This window comes from Duganella sp. HH101 (assembly GCF_001758795.1).
In the GTDB taxonomy this organism is placed as follows: domain Bacteria; phylum Pseudomonadota; class Gammaproteobacteria; order Burkholderiales; family Burkholderiaceae_D; genus Rugamonas; species Rugamonas rivuli.
Map to the genome: position 1 here is coordinate 82,411 of NZ_LRON01000021.1, position 17,053 is coordinate 99,463.

Annotated in this window: 17 protein-coding genes; 10 read left to right on the plus strand and 7 right to left on the minus strand. The window is 63.6% G+C overall.

Annotation, left to right across the window (positions count from 1 at the left end; translation table 11 throughout):
- Nucleotides 1-155 precede the first annotated feature (155 nt).
- The 4 genes from DUGA2_RS25925 to purB form a co-directional block, all read right to left on the minus strand.
- Complete coding sequence (locus DUGA2_RS25925; RefSeq protein ID WP_070272300.1) at nucleotides 156-722, minus strand: YceI family protein; 567 nt, start codon at nucleotides 720-722, stop codon at nucleotides 156-158.
- 21 nt (nucleotides 723-743) lie between these two features.
- Nucleotides 744-1,298, minus strand: a complete 555-nt coding sequence (locus DUGA2_RS25930; RefSeq protein ID WP_070272301.1) for a YceI family protein — start codon at nucleotides 1,296-1,298, stop codon at nucleotides 744-746.
- A gap of 25 nt (nucleotides 1,299-1,323) precedes the next feature.
- A complete protein-coding gene (locus DUGA2_RS25935; protein ID WP_070272302.1) occupies nucleotides 1,324-1,848 on the minus strand; it encodes a cytochrome b in 525 nt (174 codons plus the stop codon).
- A gap of 133 nt (nucleotides 1,849-1,981) precedes the next feature.
- A complete protein-coding gene (gene purB / locus DUGA2_RS25940) occupies nucleotides 1,982-3,358 on the minus strand; it encodes an adenylosuccinate lyase (RefSeq protein WP_070272303.1) in 1,377 nt (458 codons plus the stop codon).
- Between the two features lie 108 nt (nucleotides 3,359-3,466).
- Between purB and DUGA2_RS25945 the strand changes: the two genes are divergently transcribed.
- The 6 genes from DUGA2_RS25945 to DUGA2_RS25970 all read left to right on the plus strand — a co-directional run bounded on the left by DUGA2_RS25945 (nucleotide 3,467) and on the right by DUGA2_RS25970 (nucleotide 11,750).
- The gene (locus DUGA2_RS25945; protein ID WP_070272304.1) at nucleotides 3,467-4,075 is read left to right on the plus strand and encodes a glutathione S-transferase N-terminal domain-containing protein; all 609 of its coding nucleotides are present in this window, start codon (nucleotides 3,467-3,469) and stop codon (nucleotides 4,073-4,075) included.
- Between the two features lie 3 nt (nucleotides 4,076-4,078).
- On the plus strand, nucleotides 4,079-5,125 hold the full coding sequence (locus DUGA2_RS25950; protein ID WP_070272305.1) for a LacI family DNA-binding transcriptional regulator: 1,047 nt from the start codon (nucleotides 4,079-4,081) through the stop codon (nucleotides 5,123-5,125).
- A 153-nt stretch (nucleotides 5,126-5,278) separates the two neighbouring features.
- A complete protein-coding gene (locus DUGA2_RS25955; RefSeq protein ID WP_070272306.1) occupies nucleotides 5,279-7,570 on the plus strand; it encodes a TonB-dependent siderophore receptor in 2,292 nt (763 codons plus the stop codon).
- A complete protein-coding gene (locus DUGA2_RS25960) occupies nucleotides 7,560-9,419 on the plus strand; it encodes an alpha-amylase family protein (RefSeq protein ID WP_070272307.1) in 1,860 nt (619 codons plus the stop codon). The genes DUGA2_RS25955 and DUGA2_RS25960 overlap by 11 nt, the downstream gene beginning before the upstream one ends.
- Before the next feature lie 34 nt (nucleotides 9,420-9,453).
- A complete protein-coding gene (locus tag DUGA2_RS25965) occupies nucleotides 9,454-10,419 on the plus strand; it encodes a PfkB family carbohydrate kinase (RefSeq protein WP_070272308.1) in 966 nt (321 codons plus the stop codon).
- Nucleotides 10,416-11,750 (plus strand): MFS transporter, encoded by a 1,335-nt coding sequence (locus tag DUGA2_RS25970; protein WP_070272309.1) that lies wholly within the window; start codon nucleotides 10,416-10,418, stop codon nucleotides 11,748-11,750. The genes DUGA2_RS25965 and DUGA2_RS25970 overlap by 4 nt, the downstream gene beginning before the upstream one ends.
- A gap of 1 nt (nucleotide 11,751) precedes the next feature.
- Here DUGA2_RS25970 and bfr read toward each other — a convergent pair whose 3' ends face one another.
- Nucleotides 11,752-12,225, minus strand: coding sequence for a bacterioferritin (gene bfr / locus DUGA2_RS25975; protein WP_008452894.1), 474 nt, complete (start codon nucleotides 12,223-12,225; stop codon nucleotides 11,752-11,754).
- 162 nt (nucleotides 12,226-12,387) lie between these two features.
- On the opposite strand from bfr, the gene DUGA2_RS25980 reads away from it, so the two are divergent.
- Both DUGA2_RS25980 and DUGA2_RS25985 read left to right on the plus strand, forming a co-directional pair.
- Nucleotides 12,388-13,068 carry a Fe2+-dependent dioxygenase gene (locus DUGA2_RS25980; protein WP_070272310.1) on the plus strand — a complete coding sequence of 227 codons (681 nt, stop codon included), beginning with the start codon at nucleotides 12,388-12,390 and terminating at the stop codon, nucleotides 13,066-13,068.
- A 72-nt stretch (nucleotides 13,069-13,140) separates the two neighbouring features.
- Complete coding sequence (locus DUGA2_RS25985) at nucleotides 13,141-13,677, plus strand: pyridoxamine 5'-phosphate oxidase family protein (protein WP_070272311.1); 537 nt, start codon at nucleotides 13,141-13,143, stop codon at nucleotides 13,675-13,677.
- On the opposite strand, the gene DUGA2_RS25990 is transcribed toward DUGA2_RS25985, so the two are convergent.
- Entirely contained in the window at nucleotides 13,678-14,394 is a 717-nt protein-coding gene (locus tag DUGA2_RS25990) for an energy transducer TonB (protein ID WP_070272312.1), read from the minus strand.
- A gap of 10 nt (nucleotides 14,395-14,404) precedes the next feature.
- Nucleotides 14,405-14,620: a bacterioferritin-associated ferredoxin gene (locus DUGA2_RS25995; protein ID WP_070272313.1), complete on the minus strand. Its 216-nt coding sequence runs from the start codon at nucleotides 14,618-14,620 to the stop codon at nucleotides 14,405-14,407.
- 247 nt (nucleotides 14,621-14,867) lie between these two features.
- Here DUGA2_RS25995 and DUGA2_RS26000 point away from each other — a divergent pair, with 247 nt between their 5' ends.
- A complete protein-coding gene (locus tag DUGA2_RS26000; protein ID WP_070272314.1) occupies nucleotides 14,868-15,146 on the plus strand; it encodes a FeoA family protein in 279 nt (92 codons plus the stop codon).
- Nucleotides 15,147-15,149: 3 nt separating this feature from the next.
- Nucleotides 15,150-17,051 carry a ferrous iron transporter B gene (locus DUGA2_RS26005; RefSeq protein ID WP_070272315.1) on the plus strand — a complete coding sequence of 634 codons (1,902 nt, stop codon included), beginning with the start codon at nucleotides 15,150-15,152 and terminating at the stop codon, nucleotides 17,049-17,051.
- Nucleotides 17,052-17,053 lie beyond the last annotated feature (2 nt).

Here is a 17,053-nt window from a genome sequence, read left to right on the forward strand (position 1 = left end):
GTGGTAAGGGGAACAACGACGGGAGTATAACGAAAAACCGGGGTCAAGTCTGACATTCGGACACGAGCTCTGCCTTAGCGGTTGCTAGGGCAGAGCTCGTGTCCGAATGTCAGACTTGACCCCAGGGGTGTGACCCCAGCGGTGAGCGCCAGGGTTTAGTCGGCTTTGATGGCTTCGATCTGGATCGCCAGTTTGACTTCCGGCGCGAAGGCCGGGGTGCCGTAGTTCAGGCCGAAATCGGTGCGCTTGAACTCGGCCACGGCGTTGGCGCCGCACACTTCACGCTTGTAGCGCGGGTGCATGATGCAGTTGAACTTGTCCACCTTCAGGCTCACCGGCTTGGTCACGCCCAGCAGGGTCAGCTCGCCGTCGACACCCACCAGCTTGTCGCCATCGAACTTGAACGACTTGCTCTTGTAGGTGATGGTCGGGAATTTCTCGACGTTGAACATGTCGGCCGTCTTGGCGTGGCTGTTCATCTTGTCCATGCCGAAGTCGATCGAGTCGGCGGCGATGGCGATGTCCAGCGCGCCGGTCTTGGCGCTACGGTCCATGGTCACGGTGCCGCTGGTCTTGTCGAACTTGCCGCGCCATACCGACAGGCCCATGTGGTCGGCCTCGAAGCTCGGGTAGGTGTGCGTCGGGTCGATGTTGTAGGTGGCGGCGATGGCCGACGAGGCCGAGGCTGCCAGCAGCGTGGCGATCAGGATTTGAAATTTCATGCGCTTGTCTCCGTGGTTGAATTATTGGCCTGCGACGACGTGGAACTTGATGGTCACTTCATCGGCGACCATGCCGGTGTCTTTCCATTCGCCTTCGCCGATGTTGTAGGCCAGGCGTTTGATCGGCAGCGCGCCTTCAAACACTTGCTTGCCGCCGTCGGCCTTGACCGTCAGCGGGAAGGTGATGTCGGCGGTCTTGCCCTTGATGGTCAGCTTGCCGGTGACGTTGAGCTTGCCGGCGCCGGCGCTCTTGATCGACGACGAGACGAAGGTCGCTTTCGGGAACTGGGCCGAGTTGAACCATTCCTTCTTCGCCACTTCCTTGTTCATGTCGGCGTCGCCGACGTCCAGGCTGGCGGTCTCGACTTCGACGGTGGCCTTGGAGGCATCCGGCTTGGCCGCGTCGTAGTCGATGGCGACAGTGTATTTCTTGAACTTGGATTCGACCGGCACGTTCATCTGCTTGAACACGGCCGACACGGTGGACTTGGCCGGATCGGTCTTCAGGGCGGCGGCGCTGGCGGCCAGGGCAACACCCATCAACGAGACGAGGGCGATTTTTTTCATGGTTTTCATAGTAGGCTCCGGTGATGAGTGGGGATTACGGCAGCATGCGTTTGAGCGTGGCGTCGCGATCGACAAAGTGATGCTTGAGTGCGGCGAGGGCGTGGGCCACTACGGCGGCGGCCATCGTCATGGTCAGAACATAGTGAACGGTTTTTAAGATCGGCTTAAGTTCGGCGTTCGGTTCGATCAGGGCAGGCAGCTGGAACAGGCCCAGGTACACCACCGGCACGCCGGCCGCGTACGAATACAGGTAGCCGGACACCGGCACGGCGAAGATGAAGAAGTACAGCAGGTAGTGCATGCCGTCGGCCACCTTGTGCTGCCAGTCCGGAATGCTGGCCAGCGCCGGCGGCGGGCGGTTGGCCGAGCGCCACAGCAGGCGGATGGCGGCCACGCCCAGCACCGTCACACCCAGCCATTTGTGCCAGGAATAGTATTTGAGCTTGGTGGGCGTGATGCCGTGGATGTCCACCATGGTCAGGCCGAGGAAGAAGGCGGCGATGATCAGCAGGGCGGTCAGCCAGTGCAGCAGCATTGCCGTTTTGGTATAGCGTTGCATAAGCTTGAACTCCAGAAATAGTACGTGTTAGGACTAATATACCAAAGAAATGCGATGCGTGCTGGACGGGCAAAAAAAAGCCCCCGCGACAAATGTCGGCGGGGGCTAGTGTAAAACAGTTTGGCGGGTTTGCTTAGATGGCTTTAGCCAGATCCGTCGCGATGCCGATGTAGTTGGCCGGGGTCATGGCCAGCAGCAGGTCCTTGGCTTCCTGCGGGATCGCCAGGCCGGTGATGAAGTCGCGCAGCGCGTCTTTGGAGATGCCTTTGCCGCGGGTCAGCTCTTTCAGCTGCTCGTACGGGTTCTCGATGCCGTAGCGGCGCATCACGGTCTGCACCGGCTCGGCCAGCACTTCCCAGTTGGCGTCCAGGTCGGCCGCCAGGCGGGCGTGGTTCACTTCCAGCTTGTTCAGGCCGCGCAGGCAGCTGTCGTAGGCCAGCAGCGTGTAGCCCAGGCCGACGCCGATGTTGCGCAGTACGGTCGAGTCGGTCAGGTCGCGCTGCATGCGCGAGACCGGCAGTTTTTCGGACAGGTGTTTCAGCACGGCGTTGGCCAGGCCCAGGTTGCCTTCCGAGTTTTCGAAGTCGATCGGGTTGACTTTGTGCGGCATGGTCGACGAACCGATTTCGCCGGCCTTGGTCTTCTGCTTGAAGTAGCCCAGCGAGACGTAGCTCCAGATGTCGCGGTTCAGGTCCAGCAGGATGGTGTTGACGCGGGCGAAGGCGTCGAACAGTTCGGCCATGTAGTCGTGCGGTTCGATCTGGATGGTGTACGGGTTGAACACCAGGCCCAGGCGCTGCTCGATCACGTCCTTGGAGAAGTTGGCCCAGTCAAACGACGGGTAGGCCGACAGGTGGGCGTTGTAGTTGCCGACCGCGCCGTTCATCTTGCCGAGGATCTCGACCTGCTCGATGCGCTTGATGGCGCGCTGCAGGCGGGCGACGACGTTGGCCATCTCCTTGCCCAGCGTGGTCGGGCTGGCGGTCTGGCCGTGGGTGCGCGACAGCATCGGCACGTCGGCGTTGTCGATGGCGATTTCCTTCAGGCGGGCGATGACCTTGGTCAGCGACGGCAGCATGACGCTGTCGCGGGCCGCCTTCAGCATCATGCCGTGCGAGGTGTTGTTGATGTCTTCCGAGGTGCAGGCGAAGTGGATGAACTCCGACGCGGCCACCAGTTCCGGCACATCCTTGACCTGCTCCTTGAGCCAGTACTCCACGGCCTTGACGTCGTGGTTGGTGACGGCTTCGATTTCCTTGATGCGGGCGGCGTCTTTTTCGCTGAAGTCGCTGGCGATCTTGTCCAGCAGGGCGGTGCCGGCGGCCGAGAAGGGCTTGATTTCAGCGAAACCGGCCAGCGACAGCGCTTGCAGCCAGGAGATTTCTACTTTGACGCGGTGGTGCATGAAGCCCGATTCGGACAGGATGGGACGCAGCAGGTCGGTTTTACCGGCGTAGCGGCCGTCCAGCGGCGACAGCGCCGACAGCGTGGAGTAAGGAGTAGTGGTCATGATGGGAAGGAAGGCAGGGTTAAAATTGCGCAAAGGTAGATTTTACCATTGGCCGGGCGCGAGGCCTCCGATGTTATACTGTTGTCTGATCTTCCACTCTAAGCCTCTATGAAACTCATCGGTTCCCTCGCCAGTCCTTATGTACGCAAAGTTCGTGTTGTCCTGGCGGAAAAGAAGCTTGATTACCAGTTTGAACTGGAAAATGTGTGGGCGCCGGACACCACCATCGACAAGCTGAACCCGCTGGGCAAGGTGCCTAGCCTGGTCATGGAAGACGGCAACGTCATGATCGATTCGCGCGTCATGGTCGAGTATCTCGACACGCTGACGCCGGTATGCAAGCTGCTGCCGCCAAACGGCCGCGACCGCGCCGACATCAAGTGCTGGGAAGCGCTGGCCGACGGCATGCTGGACGCCGCCATCATCGTGCGCCTGGAGCGCACCCAGCGTCCGCCTGAATTGCAGAGCGAGGACTGGATGGCGCGCCAGATGCGCAAGGTGCACCTGGGCCTGGCCTCGCTGTCGGAGAAGCTGGGCGAGTCGGCCTATTGCGCCGGCATCCATTACTCGCTGGCCGACGTGGCGGTGGGCTGCACGCTGGGCTGGCTGTCGTTCCGCTTCCCGGAAATCACCTGGCGCGACGACCATCCCAACCTGGCGCGCCTGTTCGATAAATTGTCCGAGCGCCAGTCGTTCAAGGACACGGTTCCCCAGTAAGCCATGCCCAAGACCACGCCGCCCGACGCGGACAGTTCCGCCCAACAGCGGCGCCTGCAAATGGCCGACATCGCGCGGCTGGCCGGCGTGTCGACGTCTACCGTGTCGCGGGCGCTGGCGGGCAGCAAGCTGGTCAGCGAAGAGACGCGGGTGCGCATCATGGAGCTGGCCCGCTCGCTCAAATACACCATCAACATCGGCGCGCAGAACCTGCGCATGAAGCAGAACCGCACCGTCGGCGTGGTGATCCCCTACGACTCGGCCACGCGCCAGCATTTGTCCGATCCCTTCTTCCTGTCGATGCTGGGCAGCCTGGCCGACGCGCTGACCGAACTGGGTTTCGATATGCTGGTTTCTCGCGTGGACGCCGAGGAGCTGGACGCGGCCGCCGCGCCCTTCGATACCGGCCGCGTGATCGGCATCATCCTGATCGGCCAGTGGCGCCACCACGAACAACTGAACCAGCTGGCCGCGCGCCATGTGCCCATCGTGGTGTGGGGCGCGCAATTGCCGCAGCAGCTGTACTGCACCGTCGGCGGCGACAACGTGGCCGGCGGCGAATTGGCCGGCGCGCATCTGATCGCGCAGGGCCGCAAGCACATCGCCTTCTTCGGCGATATCAACCTGCCCGAAGTGGGCCAGCGTTACGAAGGCTTGTGCCGCGCGCTGGAGCGGGCCGGCATGAAGGCCGATCCGGCGTTGCAGGTGTCGGTCTCCTTCCTGCCGGAAGGCGGCAGGGATGCGGTGCAGGAGTTGCTGCACCGTGGCGTGCCGTTCGACGCCGTCTTCGCCGGCAGCGACCTGATGGCCATGACCTCGATAAACACGCTGCGCCAGCACGGCTACGATGTGCCGGCGCAGGTCGCCGTGGTCGGCTACGACGATATCGAGCTGGCCGGCTACTTCCATCCGCCGCTGACCACCGTGCAGCAACCGATACGCGAGGCCGGCCGGGCGCTGGTGGCCCAGCTGCTGGAGCTGGTCGACGGCCGCCCGGCGCCCTCTCTGCAAATTCCCACCCAGTTGATCGTCCGCAGCAGTTCTGTCTGATTTATGCAACCGATTGCATAAACTTCATAGCAAGGCCTGTAAATATATTTTTGCAGAGTTATGCAATCGATTGCATTAAATCGAAATCCGTTGAATAATGGCGTACCTGCTCAATAAAAGAGCAGATCAAAACGACAATATCTGGAGACGACAATGGAACAACGCACCTTCAAACTGGGCGGCATCGCTGCCGCTGTTGCAACGGCTGTCCTGCATATGGGCGGCGCCTCGGCGCAGCAAGCCGCGCCATCCGCCGATGGATTGAACATGGAGCGTGTGGTCGTCACCGGCAGTTCCGGCGGTTCCACCAAGATGAAATCGAGCGTGTCGATCAGTACCCTGGAAGGCGAGACCATCAAGAACGGCGCGCCGCTGAGCGCCGCCGAGGTGCTGCGTTCGGTGCCGGGCGTGCGTTCGGAATCGTCGGGCGGCGAGGGCAACGCCAACATCACGGTGCGCGGCGTGCCGATTTCCGCCGGCGGCGCGCGCTATGTGCAGATCCAGGAAGACGGCCTGCCGGTGCTGCAATCGGGTGATTTCAACTTCATCACACCGGACAGCTACGTCAAGATCGACGGCACGCTGGATCATCTGGAAGTGGTGCGCGGCGGTTCGGCCTCCACGCTGGCGACCAACGCGCCGGGCGGCATCATCAACTTCATCACCAAGACCGGCGAGGAAAAGGGCGGCCATATCGGCATCAGCCACGGCCTGGGCTACGACGAGACGCGGCTGGACTTCGACTACGGCGCGCCGATCTCGGACAAGACGCGCTTCTTCATCGGCGGGAACTACCGCACCGGCGAGGGCGTGCGCAACACGGGCATGAGCACCGAGGACGGCGGCCAGATTCGCGGTAATATCACGCATGACCTGGACAATGGATTTATCCGCCTGTCGTTCAAGCACGTGGACGACAAGTCGCCGACGGTGCTGCCGGTGCCGGTGCAGGTGGTGAACCAGCAGATCACCGAGATCCCCGGCATCGATCCGCGCAAGGTGACGTTCTACTCGCCGTACTGGGTGCGCGATGTCACGCTGGGCAAGAACAATACGCCGGTGTCGACCAACGTCAACGATGGCCTGAAAGTGAAGAGCGATACGGTCGGCCTGGAAGGTTCGTTCGACCTGGGCGACGGCTGGAACCTGAGCGACAAGTTCCGCACCTCCAGCAACAGCGGGCGCTTCACCGGCGTCTTCGCCGGGAACAACGGCACGGTCGGCAGCTATGTGTTCGCGACGGGGCCCAACAAGGGCCAGGCCTACAACGGCCGCGCCTTCTCCGCCGTGGTGTTCAACACGTCGATCGACGATGCCGGCAATACGCTCAACGACACCAAGCTGGCCAAGACCTTCAAGCTGGCCGACGGCTCCAAGCTGACCACCACCGCAGGCCTGTACCTGTCGACGCAGAAGCTGGCGCTGACCTGGAACTTCAACGAGTATCTGATGCAGGCCAGCGGCGACAAGCCGGCCTTGCTGCAAACGGCCAGCGCCACGCCGGGACTGGTCGGTCCGGCCTTCGGCGGCTGCTGCTCGCGCGCGGTCGACATGGAATACAAACTGACGTCGCCCTACCTGAACGTGGGCTATGAAACCGGCCCGCTGAACGTGGACGCGAGCGTGCGCCAGGATCGCCAGCGCGCCAGCGGCACGGCCAACATCGCCACCATCAGCGGCGGTGCGTTGCGCTACGATCCGGCCACGCAGCAGCTGGTGGACTACAAGATCAACCACAACTCGTATTCGATTGGCGGCAATTACCGCATCACCAGCAACCTGGCGGCATTCGCCCGCGTCAGCGATGGCGTGGCCTTCAATGCGGACCGCATCCTGTTCGGCACCCCGCTGGATGGCAGCGCGCCGATCAACATCAACACCGTCAAGCAGATCGAGGGCGGCGTGAAGTGGCGCAGCGGCGGCATCAGCACCTTCGTGACGCTGTTCCAGGCCAAGACCGATGAGAGCAACTACGAGGCGACCACGCAGCGCAGCACCTCCAACAAGTACGACGCCAAGGGTGTGGAGCTGGAAGGCGCATACGCGCTGAACGACTTCCGCGTCACCGGCGGCATGACCTACACCGACGCCAAGATCACCGGCACCGCGCCCGGCGATGTGGCCGTGATCGGCAACACGCCGCGCCGCCAGGCCAAGGTGGTGTACCAGATCGCGCCGACCTACACCTTCGGCCAGGCCACCGTCGGCGCCAGCGTGATCGGCACCGGCAAGTCGTGGGGCGACGATGCGCACACCATCGTGCTGCCGGCGTATCAGGTGGTGAACGCCTTCGTCAATTATCGCGTGACGGAGAAGGCGACCCTGTCGCTGAGCGTGAACAACCTGCTTAATAAAATCGGCTACACCGAAGTCGAAGGCGACGGCCATGCCGCCCGCTCCATCTCCGGCCGTGCCGCGAAAGTCAGCCTGTCTTATGCCTTCTAAAGTTTTTTCGGACCGTCTGCTGGCGGTCCTTTCCGATGATCTGCGGCCGCAGGCTGCGCAGCGGCTGACGGCGGCGGAGCCGGTGCTGCGCCGGCTGCTTGCCGGCCTGTATGGCGAGCGTGCCGATTTCGATGCGTGGCTGGGCGATCTGATGGCGTCACTGGGCGCGCTGTACGCGGCGCGGCCGGCGGAGCTGCGGGCGCTCGACGCGCAGCGGGCGGCGCAGCCGGAGTGGTTCCTCAGCCAGCGCATGCTGGGCTACTGCGCCTACGTGCAGAACTTCGGCGGCGATTTGAACGGCGTGGCGGCGCGCATTCCGTATCTGCGGGAGTTGGGCGTCAGCTATCTGCATCTGCTGCCGTTCCTGCGTCCGCGCGAGGGCGAGAACGATGGCGGCTTTGCCGTCTCCAGCTTCGACGAGGTCGATCCGGCGCTGGGCTCCAATGCCGATCTGGATGCGCTGACGGCGCAGTTGCGGGAGGCGGGCATCAGCCTGTGTTCGGACTTTATCCTGAACCATGTGGCCGACGATCACGCGTGGGCGCAGGCGGCCAAGGCGGGCGATGCTGGCGGGCGGGCGATGTTCCATGTGTTCCCCGACCGCGCCATGCCGGATCGTTACGAGCGCACGCTGGGGCAGGTGTTCCCGCAGGTCGCGCCGGGCAATTTCAGTTTTGTCGAAGCGCTGGATGGCTGGGCGTGGACGACGTTTTATCCGTATCAGTGGGATCTGAACTACGCCAATCCGGCGGTGTTCGCCGAGATGGCCGGCGCGCTGCTGCGCCTGGCCAATCGCGGCATCGAAGTGTTCCGGCTCGATTCGACGGCCTTCCTGTGGAAGCGCGAAGGCACGAACAGCATGAACCAGCCGGAAGCGCACCAGCTGCTGCAAGCCTTGCGGGCGATTGTCGATATCGTCGCGCCGGGCGTGCTGCTGAAGGCCGAGGCCATCGTGCCGACGCGTGAGCTGCCTGCGTATCTTGGCAGCGCCGCTGCGCCGGAGTGCCACATCGCCTATCACAGCAGTCTGATGGCGGCCGGCTGGGTGGCGCTGGCGGAGCAGGATACCGGTGTGCTGCGCGAGGTGATTCGCAATACGCCAGCGCTGCCTGCCGCTGCGACGTGGCTCAGCTACGTGCGCTGCCATGACGACATCGGCTGGAACGTGTTGCGGGCGGAGGCCTCCGCTGACGGCAGCGACAGCACGGCGCGGCTGGCCCGCGTGGCCCGGTTCTTCAGCGGAGCGGAAGGCAGCTACGCCATCGGCGCCGCCTTCCAGAGCACCGATCCGAACGCGGCGCATGGCAGCAACGGCATGGCCGCGTCCCTGACCGGCTTGCAATCCTCCGCCACCGAAGAGGAGCGCACACTGGCGCTGCGCCGCATGCTGCTGCTGCACGGCCTTGCCCTGAGCTTCGGCGCGCTGCCGGTGCTGTACATGGGCGACGAGCTGGCGATGGAAAACGACTACAGCTATCTGCATCGTCCGCAACACGCGATGGACAGCCGCTGGCTGCAACGCCCGGTGTTCGATCAGCAGCGCTGGAAGCATCGCTACGATGTGTCCACGGTGCCGGGCGCGATGCATCAGGCGCTGGCAAAGCTGGTGCGCATCCGCAGCCGCCACGACGCGTTGGCCGCCAACGCGCCGCGTGCGCTGCTGGCCGATGCGCCGGAAGGCATGCTGGCGCTGGCACGCGGCGAACGCTTCCTGACCCTGATGAACTTCTCAGGCCAAGCGCAAACCTATGCCTTGCAGGACGCATGGCACGATTGCGTGGCGGAGCAGGCGACGAGTGGAACGCTGGTGCTGGAACCGTACGCGATGTGCTGGCTGGAACGCGAATAATATAGAATCGCCCGAGCAGGGCGTGGAGACAAGCATGACCCAACAAACCATTGCCATATTCGGCGAAGCGCTGGTTGACGATTTCATCACCGAGCAGGTCGTCGGCGGTGCGCCATTCAACGTCGCGCGCAATCTGGCTGCCTTCGGGATGGCGACGCTGATGGTCACGCGCATCGGCGCGGACAAGAACGGTGCGCTGGTGCGCAGTGAGTTCGCCCGTTTCGGCATGAACGAGGCAGGCTTGCAGCGCGATCCGCAGGAGGCCACGGGCCGTGTGGTGGTCGAGCGCAATGCGGACGGCCACCGCTTCATCATCCTGCCCGACCAGGCCTACGATTACGTCGAGACCAAGCCGGCGCTTACGGCCCTGGCGCAGGCTGCGCCAGGCACGATCTACTTCGGCACCATGGCGCAGCGGCACGAGCAATCGCGCGCGGCGCTGCGGGCGATGCTGGATGCTTCCGCCGCCTTCAACGTGCGGCGCTACCTGGACCTGAATGTGCGCGACGGCCAGGTGACGGAGCGCTGCGCCTTCGAATCCCTGCATCTGGCGGACATCGTCAAGGTCAACGAGGATGAGCTGAAGGATTTGTTTAGCTGGTACACCCACACCAAGCCGGGCACCAAGGCCATCGACGACGCCGAGATGGTGGACGCCTGCCAGGCCTTGATGCGCATCTTCTCGCTGCAAGGCCTGATCGTCACGCTGGGCGAGCGCGGCGCGCTGTACTTCGGCGCCGAGGGCGGCGTCATCGCCAACCAGGATTGCCATGCACCGGTGCGCATCGTCGATACGGTGGGTGCGGGCGATGCCTTCTCGGCCGTGTTCCTGTTCGGGCAGGCGAAGGGCTGGCCGGTCAGCCTCACGCTGGCGCGGGCCAATGCCTTCGCTGGCGCCATCTGCGGCATCTCCGGTGCGGTGCCTGCCGATATCGCGTTCTACCAGCCTTGGATAGCCGCATGGCGCGGCGACGCCGTCATGCCCGGAGCCGTCGCATGAAGCCGCGGCTGTCGTTCTGGCAGATCGTGAACATGAACATCGGCTTCTTCGGCATCCAGTTCAGTTTCGGTCTGCAGCAGAGCAGCATGAGCCCGATCTACAAATACCTGGGCGCGGACGAGGCCAGCCTGCCTTACCTGTGGCTGGCCGGGCCGATGACCGGCCTGCTGGTGCAGCCGCTGATCGGCGCCATGAGCGACCGCACCGTCACGCGCTGGGGACGGCGCACGCCGTACTTCCTGATCGGCGCCATCCTGTGCAGCCTTGGCCTGTTGGCGATGCCGTTCAGCCCCACGCTGTGGATGGCGGCCAGCCTGCTGTGGATACTGGACGCGGCCAACAACGTGACGATGGAGCCGTACCGCGCCTTCGTCAGCGACAAGCTCGATCCGCAGCAGCATTCGCTGGGCTTCCTGACGCAGAGCGCCTTCACCGGCCTGGGACAAACGCTGGCCTACCTGACGCCGTCGCTGCTGGTCTGGCTGGGCATGAACAAGGATGCCGTCAACGGCAGCCATATTCCGCACATCGTCATCGTCGCCTTTTTGATCGGCGCGGTGTTCTCGATTTCCTCGGTGCTGTGGACGTTGAAGACCACCCCCGAATACCCGTTGAGCAGCGAGGAGCTGGCGCAGATCCGCGCGCGGCCTGCCGGCTGGCGGCATACGCTGGGCGATGTCGCCAGCGCTATCCGCGAGATGCCGGCCACGATGAAGCAGCTGGCCTGGGTCAAGCTGTTCCAGTGGTATGCGATGTTCTGCTATTGGCAGTACATCATGCTGTCGCTGTCGACCACCATCTACGGCACGACCGACCAGGCCTCGCAGGGCTTCCGCGATGCGGGGCTGCTGGCGGGGCAGGTGGGGGCGTTCTACAACTTCATCGCGTTCGTGGGCGCGCTGGCGCTGGTGCCGTTCACGCGCCGCTATGGGCCCAAGCTCACGCACAGCGCCTGCCTGGCGCTGGCCGGCATCGGCATGCTGTCGATACCGATGATCCACTCGCCGGCGCTGCTGTTCGTGCCGATGGTGGGCATAGGCCTGGCGTGGGCCAGCATCATGGGCAATCCGTATGTGATGCTGGCGGGCTGCATACCGCCGGAGCGCACCGGCGTCTACATGGGCATCTTCAATATGTTCATCGTGATACCGATGATCATCCAGATCTTCACGCTGCCGCTGTACTACCGCAGCCTGCTGGGCGGGAACCCGGAGAACGTGATCCGCCTGGCCGGGGGCCTGATGCTGTGCGGCGCGCTGGCCGTGCTGGCGGTGAAAATAAAAAAGCCGCAGGCGAAGCTGCGGCTCGGTGAGCTGAACGAGGCGAGTTAGATCACTCGTCGTTCATCTGGCTTTGCAGGTAGTTCTGGATGCCGACCTTGCCGATCAGGTCCAGCTGCGTTTCGAGCCAGTCGATGTGTTCTTCGGTGTCTTCCAAAATCATCAGCAGCAGGTCGCGCGACACATAGTCGGCGGCTTTCTCGGCGGCGGCGATGCCTTCCTTGACGGTGATCTGTGCGCCTTTTTCCAGCTTCAGATCGCAGCCGATCATTTCTTCGGTGTTCTCGCCGATCATGATCTTGTGCATGGCTTGCAGGTTAGGCAGGCCGTCCAGCATCAGGATGCGGTCGATCAGTTTGTCGGCGTGCTTCATTTCGCCGATCGATTCTTCGTATTCCTTTTTCGCGATCTTCTCGAAACCCCAGTGACGGTACATGCGCGAGTGCAGGAAGTACTGGTTGATTGCGGTGAGTTCGTTGGTCAGCTGAGCGTTCAGCAGGCGTATAACTTCTGGATCACCCTTCATGGGAATCTTTCTACAATGGTGGCGGAATACTGACATTTTGCCACGAACGGGGCGGTTCCCACAGTGGGGCGTGCGAAAGTGTACCAATATCCCCGGACTGAGATTGTTGGGGCAAATGAAAACAATTAACATTCGCATACCGTCGATACGAAAGGAGCGCCCATGATGCTGCACATCCCCGCCGTGCTGACCAAGCCGCAGGTGCAGGAGTTCCGGCGCCGCCTGGCGCAGGCCGAATGGATCGACGGCCGCGCCACCGCCGGCCCGCAGGGCGCGCAGGTCAAGCGCAACCGCCAGTTGGCGGAGCTGTCGCCGCTGGCGCAGGAGCTGGGCGGCGTGATCACGCAGGCGCTGGCGAATCATCCGCTGTTTTTCGCGGCGGTGCTGCCGCTGCGCATACTGCCCCCGTACTTCAACAGCTACGCTGGCGGCGAGCATTACGGCATGCATATCGATAGCGCCATCCGCACGCGGCCCGGCACGGCCAATGCGATGCGGGCGGACGTGTCGTCGACCGTGTTCCTCAGCGAGCCGGCGGAGTACGACGGCGGCGAATTGATCGTCAGCGACGCCTATGGCACGCACGAGGTCAAGCTGGCGGCGGGTGATGCGATCGTTTATCCGTCCAGCAGTGTGCATCGCGTGGCGCCGGTGACGCGCGGGGAGCGGGTCAGTTCATTCCTGTGGAGCCAGAGCATGGTGCGCGACGACGCCAAGCGCGGCATGCTGTTCGAGCTCGATCAGAACATCCAGAAGCTGCGCGCCGCGCATGGCGACGATGAGATTTCGGTGGAGCTGGCCGGCCATTATCACAACCTGCTGCGCATGTGGGCGGAAGTGTGAGACAACCCACGGAGTGCTGGCGCCGCCAGGGGTAGTATCAATGATCCACCACCCCTACCGGAGCGCAGCGCCATGGATACGATCAATGCCAATCAGCCAGAGAACAACCACCAGGACTTGATCGGCGAAGACGCCGTCAAGAAGATCCGCGAGTTTGTCGACAATACGCCCGGCTGCTTCTTTTGCACCAGCGATGTCGCGGGCGGCCCCGGCGACGCGCGGCCGATGACCGCGCTGCAGGTCGATGCGCAGGGCAACCTGTGGTTCATCAGCGCCAGCGACAGCCTGAAGAACCTGGAGCTGGCGGCCGAGCCGTCGGCCACGCTGTACTTCCAGGGTTCGGCCCATTCGGAGTTCATGCACCTGGAAGGCATCGCCACGGTGCTGCGCGATCCGGTCAAGCTGAAGGAGTTGTGGAGTTTTACGATGAAGACGTGGTTCACCGGCGGCGAAGACGACCCGCGCATCACGCTGATCAAGTTCGCGCCGACCTACGGCTACTATTGGGATACCAAACACGGCAAGGCGGTGGCCAGCGTCAAGATGCTGATCGGCGCCGTGATCGGCAAGACCCTCGACGACTCGATCGAGGGCAGGCTGGACGTGTGATCAGCCCAGCTGGAAGTTGATCGGCACCAGCGCGTACACGGGGACCGGCTTGCCGTCTTCCATGTTCGGCTTGTACAGGGCGCGCATCACGGCCTGGCGGCCTGCCTCATCGAGGTTGCTGGAGCCGGACGATTTGTGGATCACGACCTGCTCGGCCTGGCCTTTTTCGCCGATCAGCACGCGCAGGATCACAACGCCGCTCTCGCCCATGCGGCGCGAGATGTTGGGATAGACCGGCTGCGGCGCGCGCACGTATTCGACGCCCGACACGGTTTTCGGCTGGCTCGGCGCGGCCACATGCAGCGGCGCCGGTGGCGCTGCCGGGGCGGAGACTGCGGCCGGCTCGCTGGTGCGCGGCTGCGGCGGGGCGACCGTGATGGTCGGCTCGGTCTGGACCACGTTCACCAATGGAATCGGCGGAATGAAGGCCGGCGCCTGGCGCACGACCGGCACGGTCTTCGGCGGCGGCGGGGCCGGCTTGAGCGGCTCCGGCGAGGCGACGAAGGTGACGTTGACCACTTGCGGCAGGATGGCGTGCGAGACCTGGCGCAGCATTCCCGACTGGAACATATAAAACCCGAACGCATGGACCATGACGATGGCGGCCAGCGGCGCGAACTTGCGGCCGCGCACTTGCCATTGCAGTTTCAGCTGCGCGGCCAGGCCGCTGTCGTCTGCCGGCGGCGTCGCCGTCCGGCCATAGGTCATGGTGTTCATGAGAGTATTCTTAGTTGCTGAAGGCGGGGCGCTTCAGTACGGTTTCCTGGATCCCGGCGCTGGCTGCCAGGTGTTCGTTCAGGATTTCTTCTGCGCAGGAAAAGCATTGGCCGCAGCACGTCGCCACGCCCAGGTCGCGGCGCAGTTCTTCCATCGACGTCAATCCCAATTCCATGGCTTGACGGATTTCACGATCAGATATGTTGTTGCAGACACATACAATCATCGATACACCTTCTGGCTAGGCACTACGAAAAGAAAAAACTGACATGATTGCTAGTTAGCTACTTAATGCGAATCATTATCATTAATCGTATACTGCCTCAAGTTTGAGCGGGATGCAAGCGCAAATAGAAGTAATTCGCATTACCGTTTATAATGCTAGTATCTTATTTCCGGCGAGAACGCGATCTTGCAGTTCGCCGGCAAGCCGCGGCGGCGCAGGCCGGGCGGCGATTTGAACGGACTTAGCCATGACGCACGCTGTTCCCTTGATCACCCTCGATACCTTGCAGGTCGGCCAGAGCGCCACCGTGGCCCATGTGCGCCCCGGCGACTCGGCCGACGACGGCGCCACGCTGGTGCGCCGCCTGATGGAGCTGGGCTTTGTGCCCGGCGAAAAAATCCGCATGCTCAAGCGCGGCATGCCGGGTGGCGAGCCGCTGGCGATCAAAGTCGGCAACTCCACGTTCGCCCTGCGCCGCTTCGAGGCGGCGTTGGTTTGGCTACAACCTTCGATCCAACCGGAATAAGCCATGGGTGCAGTCGATATCGCGGTGCCGCAGGCGCCGCTGCTTTCCCGGACGCCGATGGTGGCCTTGCTGGGCAATCCGAATTGCGGCAAGACCGCGCTGTTCAACCGCCTGACCGGCGCGCGCCAGAAGGTGGCGAACTACGCCGGCGTGACCATCGAACGCAAGGAGGGCTCGTTCAGCTCGCCTGCGGGCCATGGCTTCCGCGTGCTGGACTTGCCGGGTGCTTATAGTTTGTCGGCCCACACGCCGGACGAGGCCATCACGCGCGACGTGGTGGCCGGCCTGCGCGCGGGCGAGCAGTCGCCGGACGTGGTGGTGTGCGTGGTCAACGCCACCAATCTGCGGTTGAACCTGCGGCTGGTGCTGGAGATCAAGCGCCTCGGCTTGCCGATGATACTGGCGCTGAACATGGTCGACGTGGCCAAGAAGCGCGGCATCGAGATCGACGCCGACCGCCTGGCGCAGGAGCTGGGCATGCCGGTGGTGGAAACCGTGGCGGTGCAGGCGGGCGGCGAGAAGTCGCTGCTGCGCGCGCTGGACGCGATGTGGCCGCTGCACGAGAGCGCGCCGCAGCCGCTGGCGGCGATCGACGCCGTCGGCGTCGAGGACACGCAGCGCGAGGTGCGCCGCATCCTGGCGCTGGTCAGCAGCGACGCGCGCGACACCGGCAACCTGACCGAGAAGATCGACAACGTGGTGCTGCATCCGGTGCTGGGCCCGGTGATCCTGGCGGTGCTGATGTTCCTGGTGTTCCAGGCGGTGTTCAGCTGGGCCAATGTGCCGATGGATATGATCAAGGCCGGCGTCGACGGCGTCGGCACCATGGTCAAGGGCGCGATGGCCGATGGCTTGCTGCGCAGCCTGCTGGTCGAAGGCATCCTGGGCGGGGCCGGCAGCGTGCTGGTGTTCCTGCCGCAGATTCTGATTTTGTTCTTCTTCATCCTGATCCTGGAGGACTGCGGCTATCTGCCGCGCGCGGCCTTCCTGCTGGACCGCCTGATGGGCGGCGTGGGCCTGTCGGGCCGCGCCTTCATTCCGTTGCTGTCGAGCTTTGCCTGCGCGATTCCGGGCGTGATGGCGGCGCGCACCATCCAGAATCCGCGCGACCGCCTGGTGACGATCATGATCGCGCCGCTGATGACGTGCTCGGCGCGCTTGCCGGTGTATGCGCTGATCATCGCGGCCTTCATCCCGGAGCGCGAAGTGTATGGCTTCATGAGCTTGCAGGGCCTGGTGCTGTTCGTGCTGTATTTCGCGGGCATCGCGTCGGCGATGGCGGTGGCTTACTTCATGAAGCGCACCATGGGGGCGAACAGCAAGCAGCCGCTGATGCTGGAGCTGCCGGCCTATCACTGGCCGCATATGCAGAACCTGGCGCTGGGCTTGTGGGAACGCTGCAAGATCTTCCTGTCGCGTGTGGGCACCATCATCCTGACCTTGATGGTGCTGCTGTGGTTCCTGAGCTCCTTCCCGGGCGCGCCCGAGGGGGCGACGCATCCGCCTATCTATTACAGCCTGGCCGGCATCCTGGGGCGCGGCCTGGAGTATGTGTTCGCGCCGATCGGCTTCAACTGGCAGATCTGCATCGCGCTGGTGCCGGGCCTGGCCGCGCGCGAGGTGGCGGTGGGTGCGCTGGGCACGGTGTATGCGCTGTCGCAGAGCGGCGAGGAACTGGCGCAGTCGCTGACGCCCATCATCGCCGGTTCGTGGACTTTGCCGACGGCCTTGTCGCTGCTGGCGTGGTATGTGTTCGCGCCGCAGTGCATGTCGACGCTGAGCGTGGTGCGGCGCGAGACCAACAGCATCCGCTATCCGCTGATGATGGCCGGTTATATGTTCGCGCTGGCGTACACGGCGTCCTTCCTGACTTACCGTATTTCCCTGTTCCTTATCGGAGGCTGAGC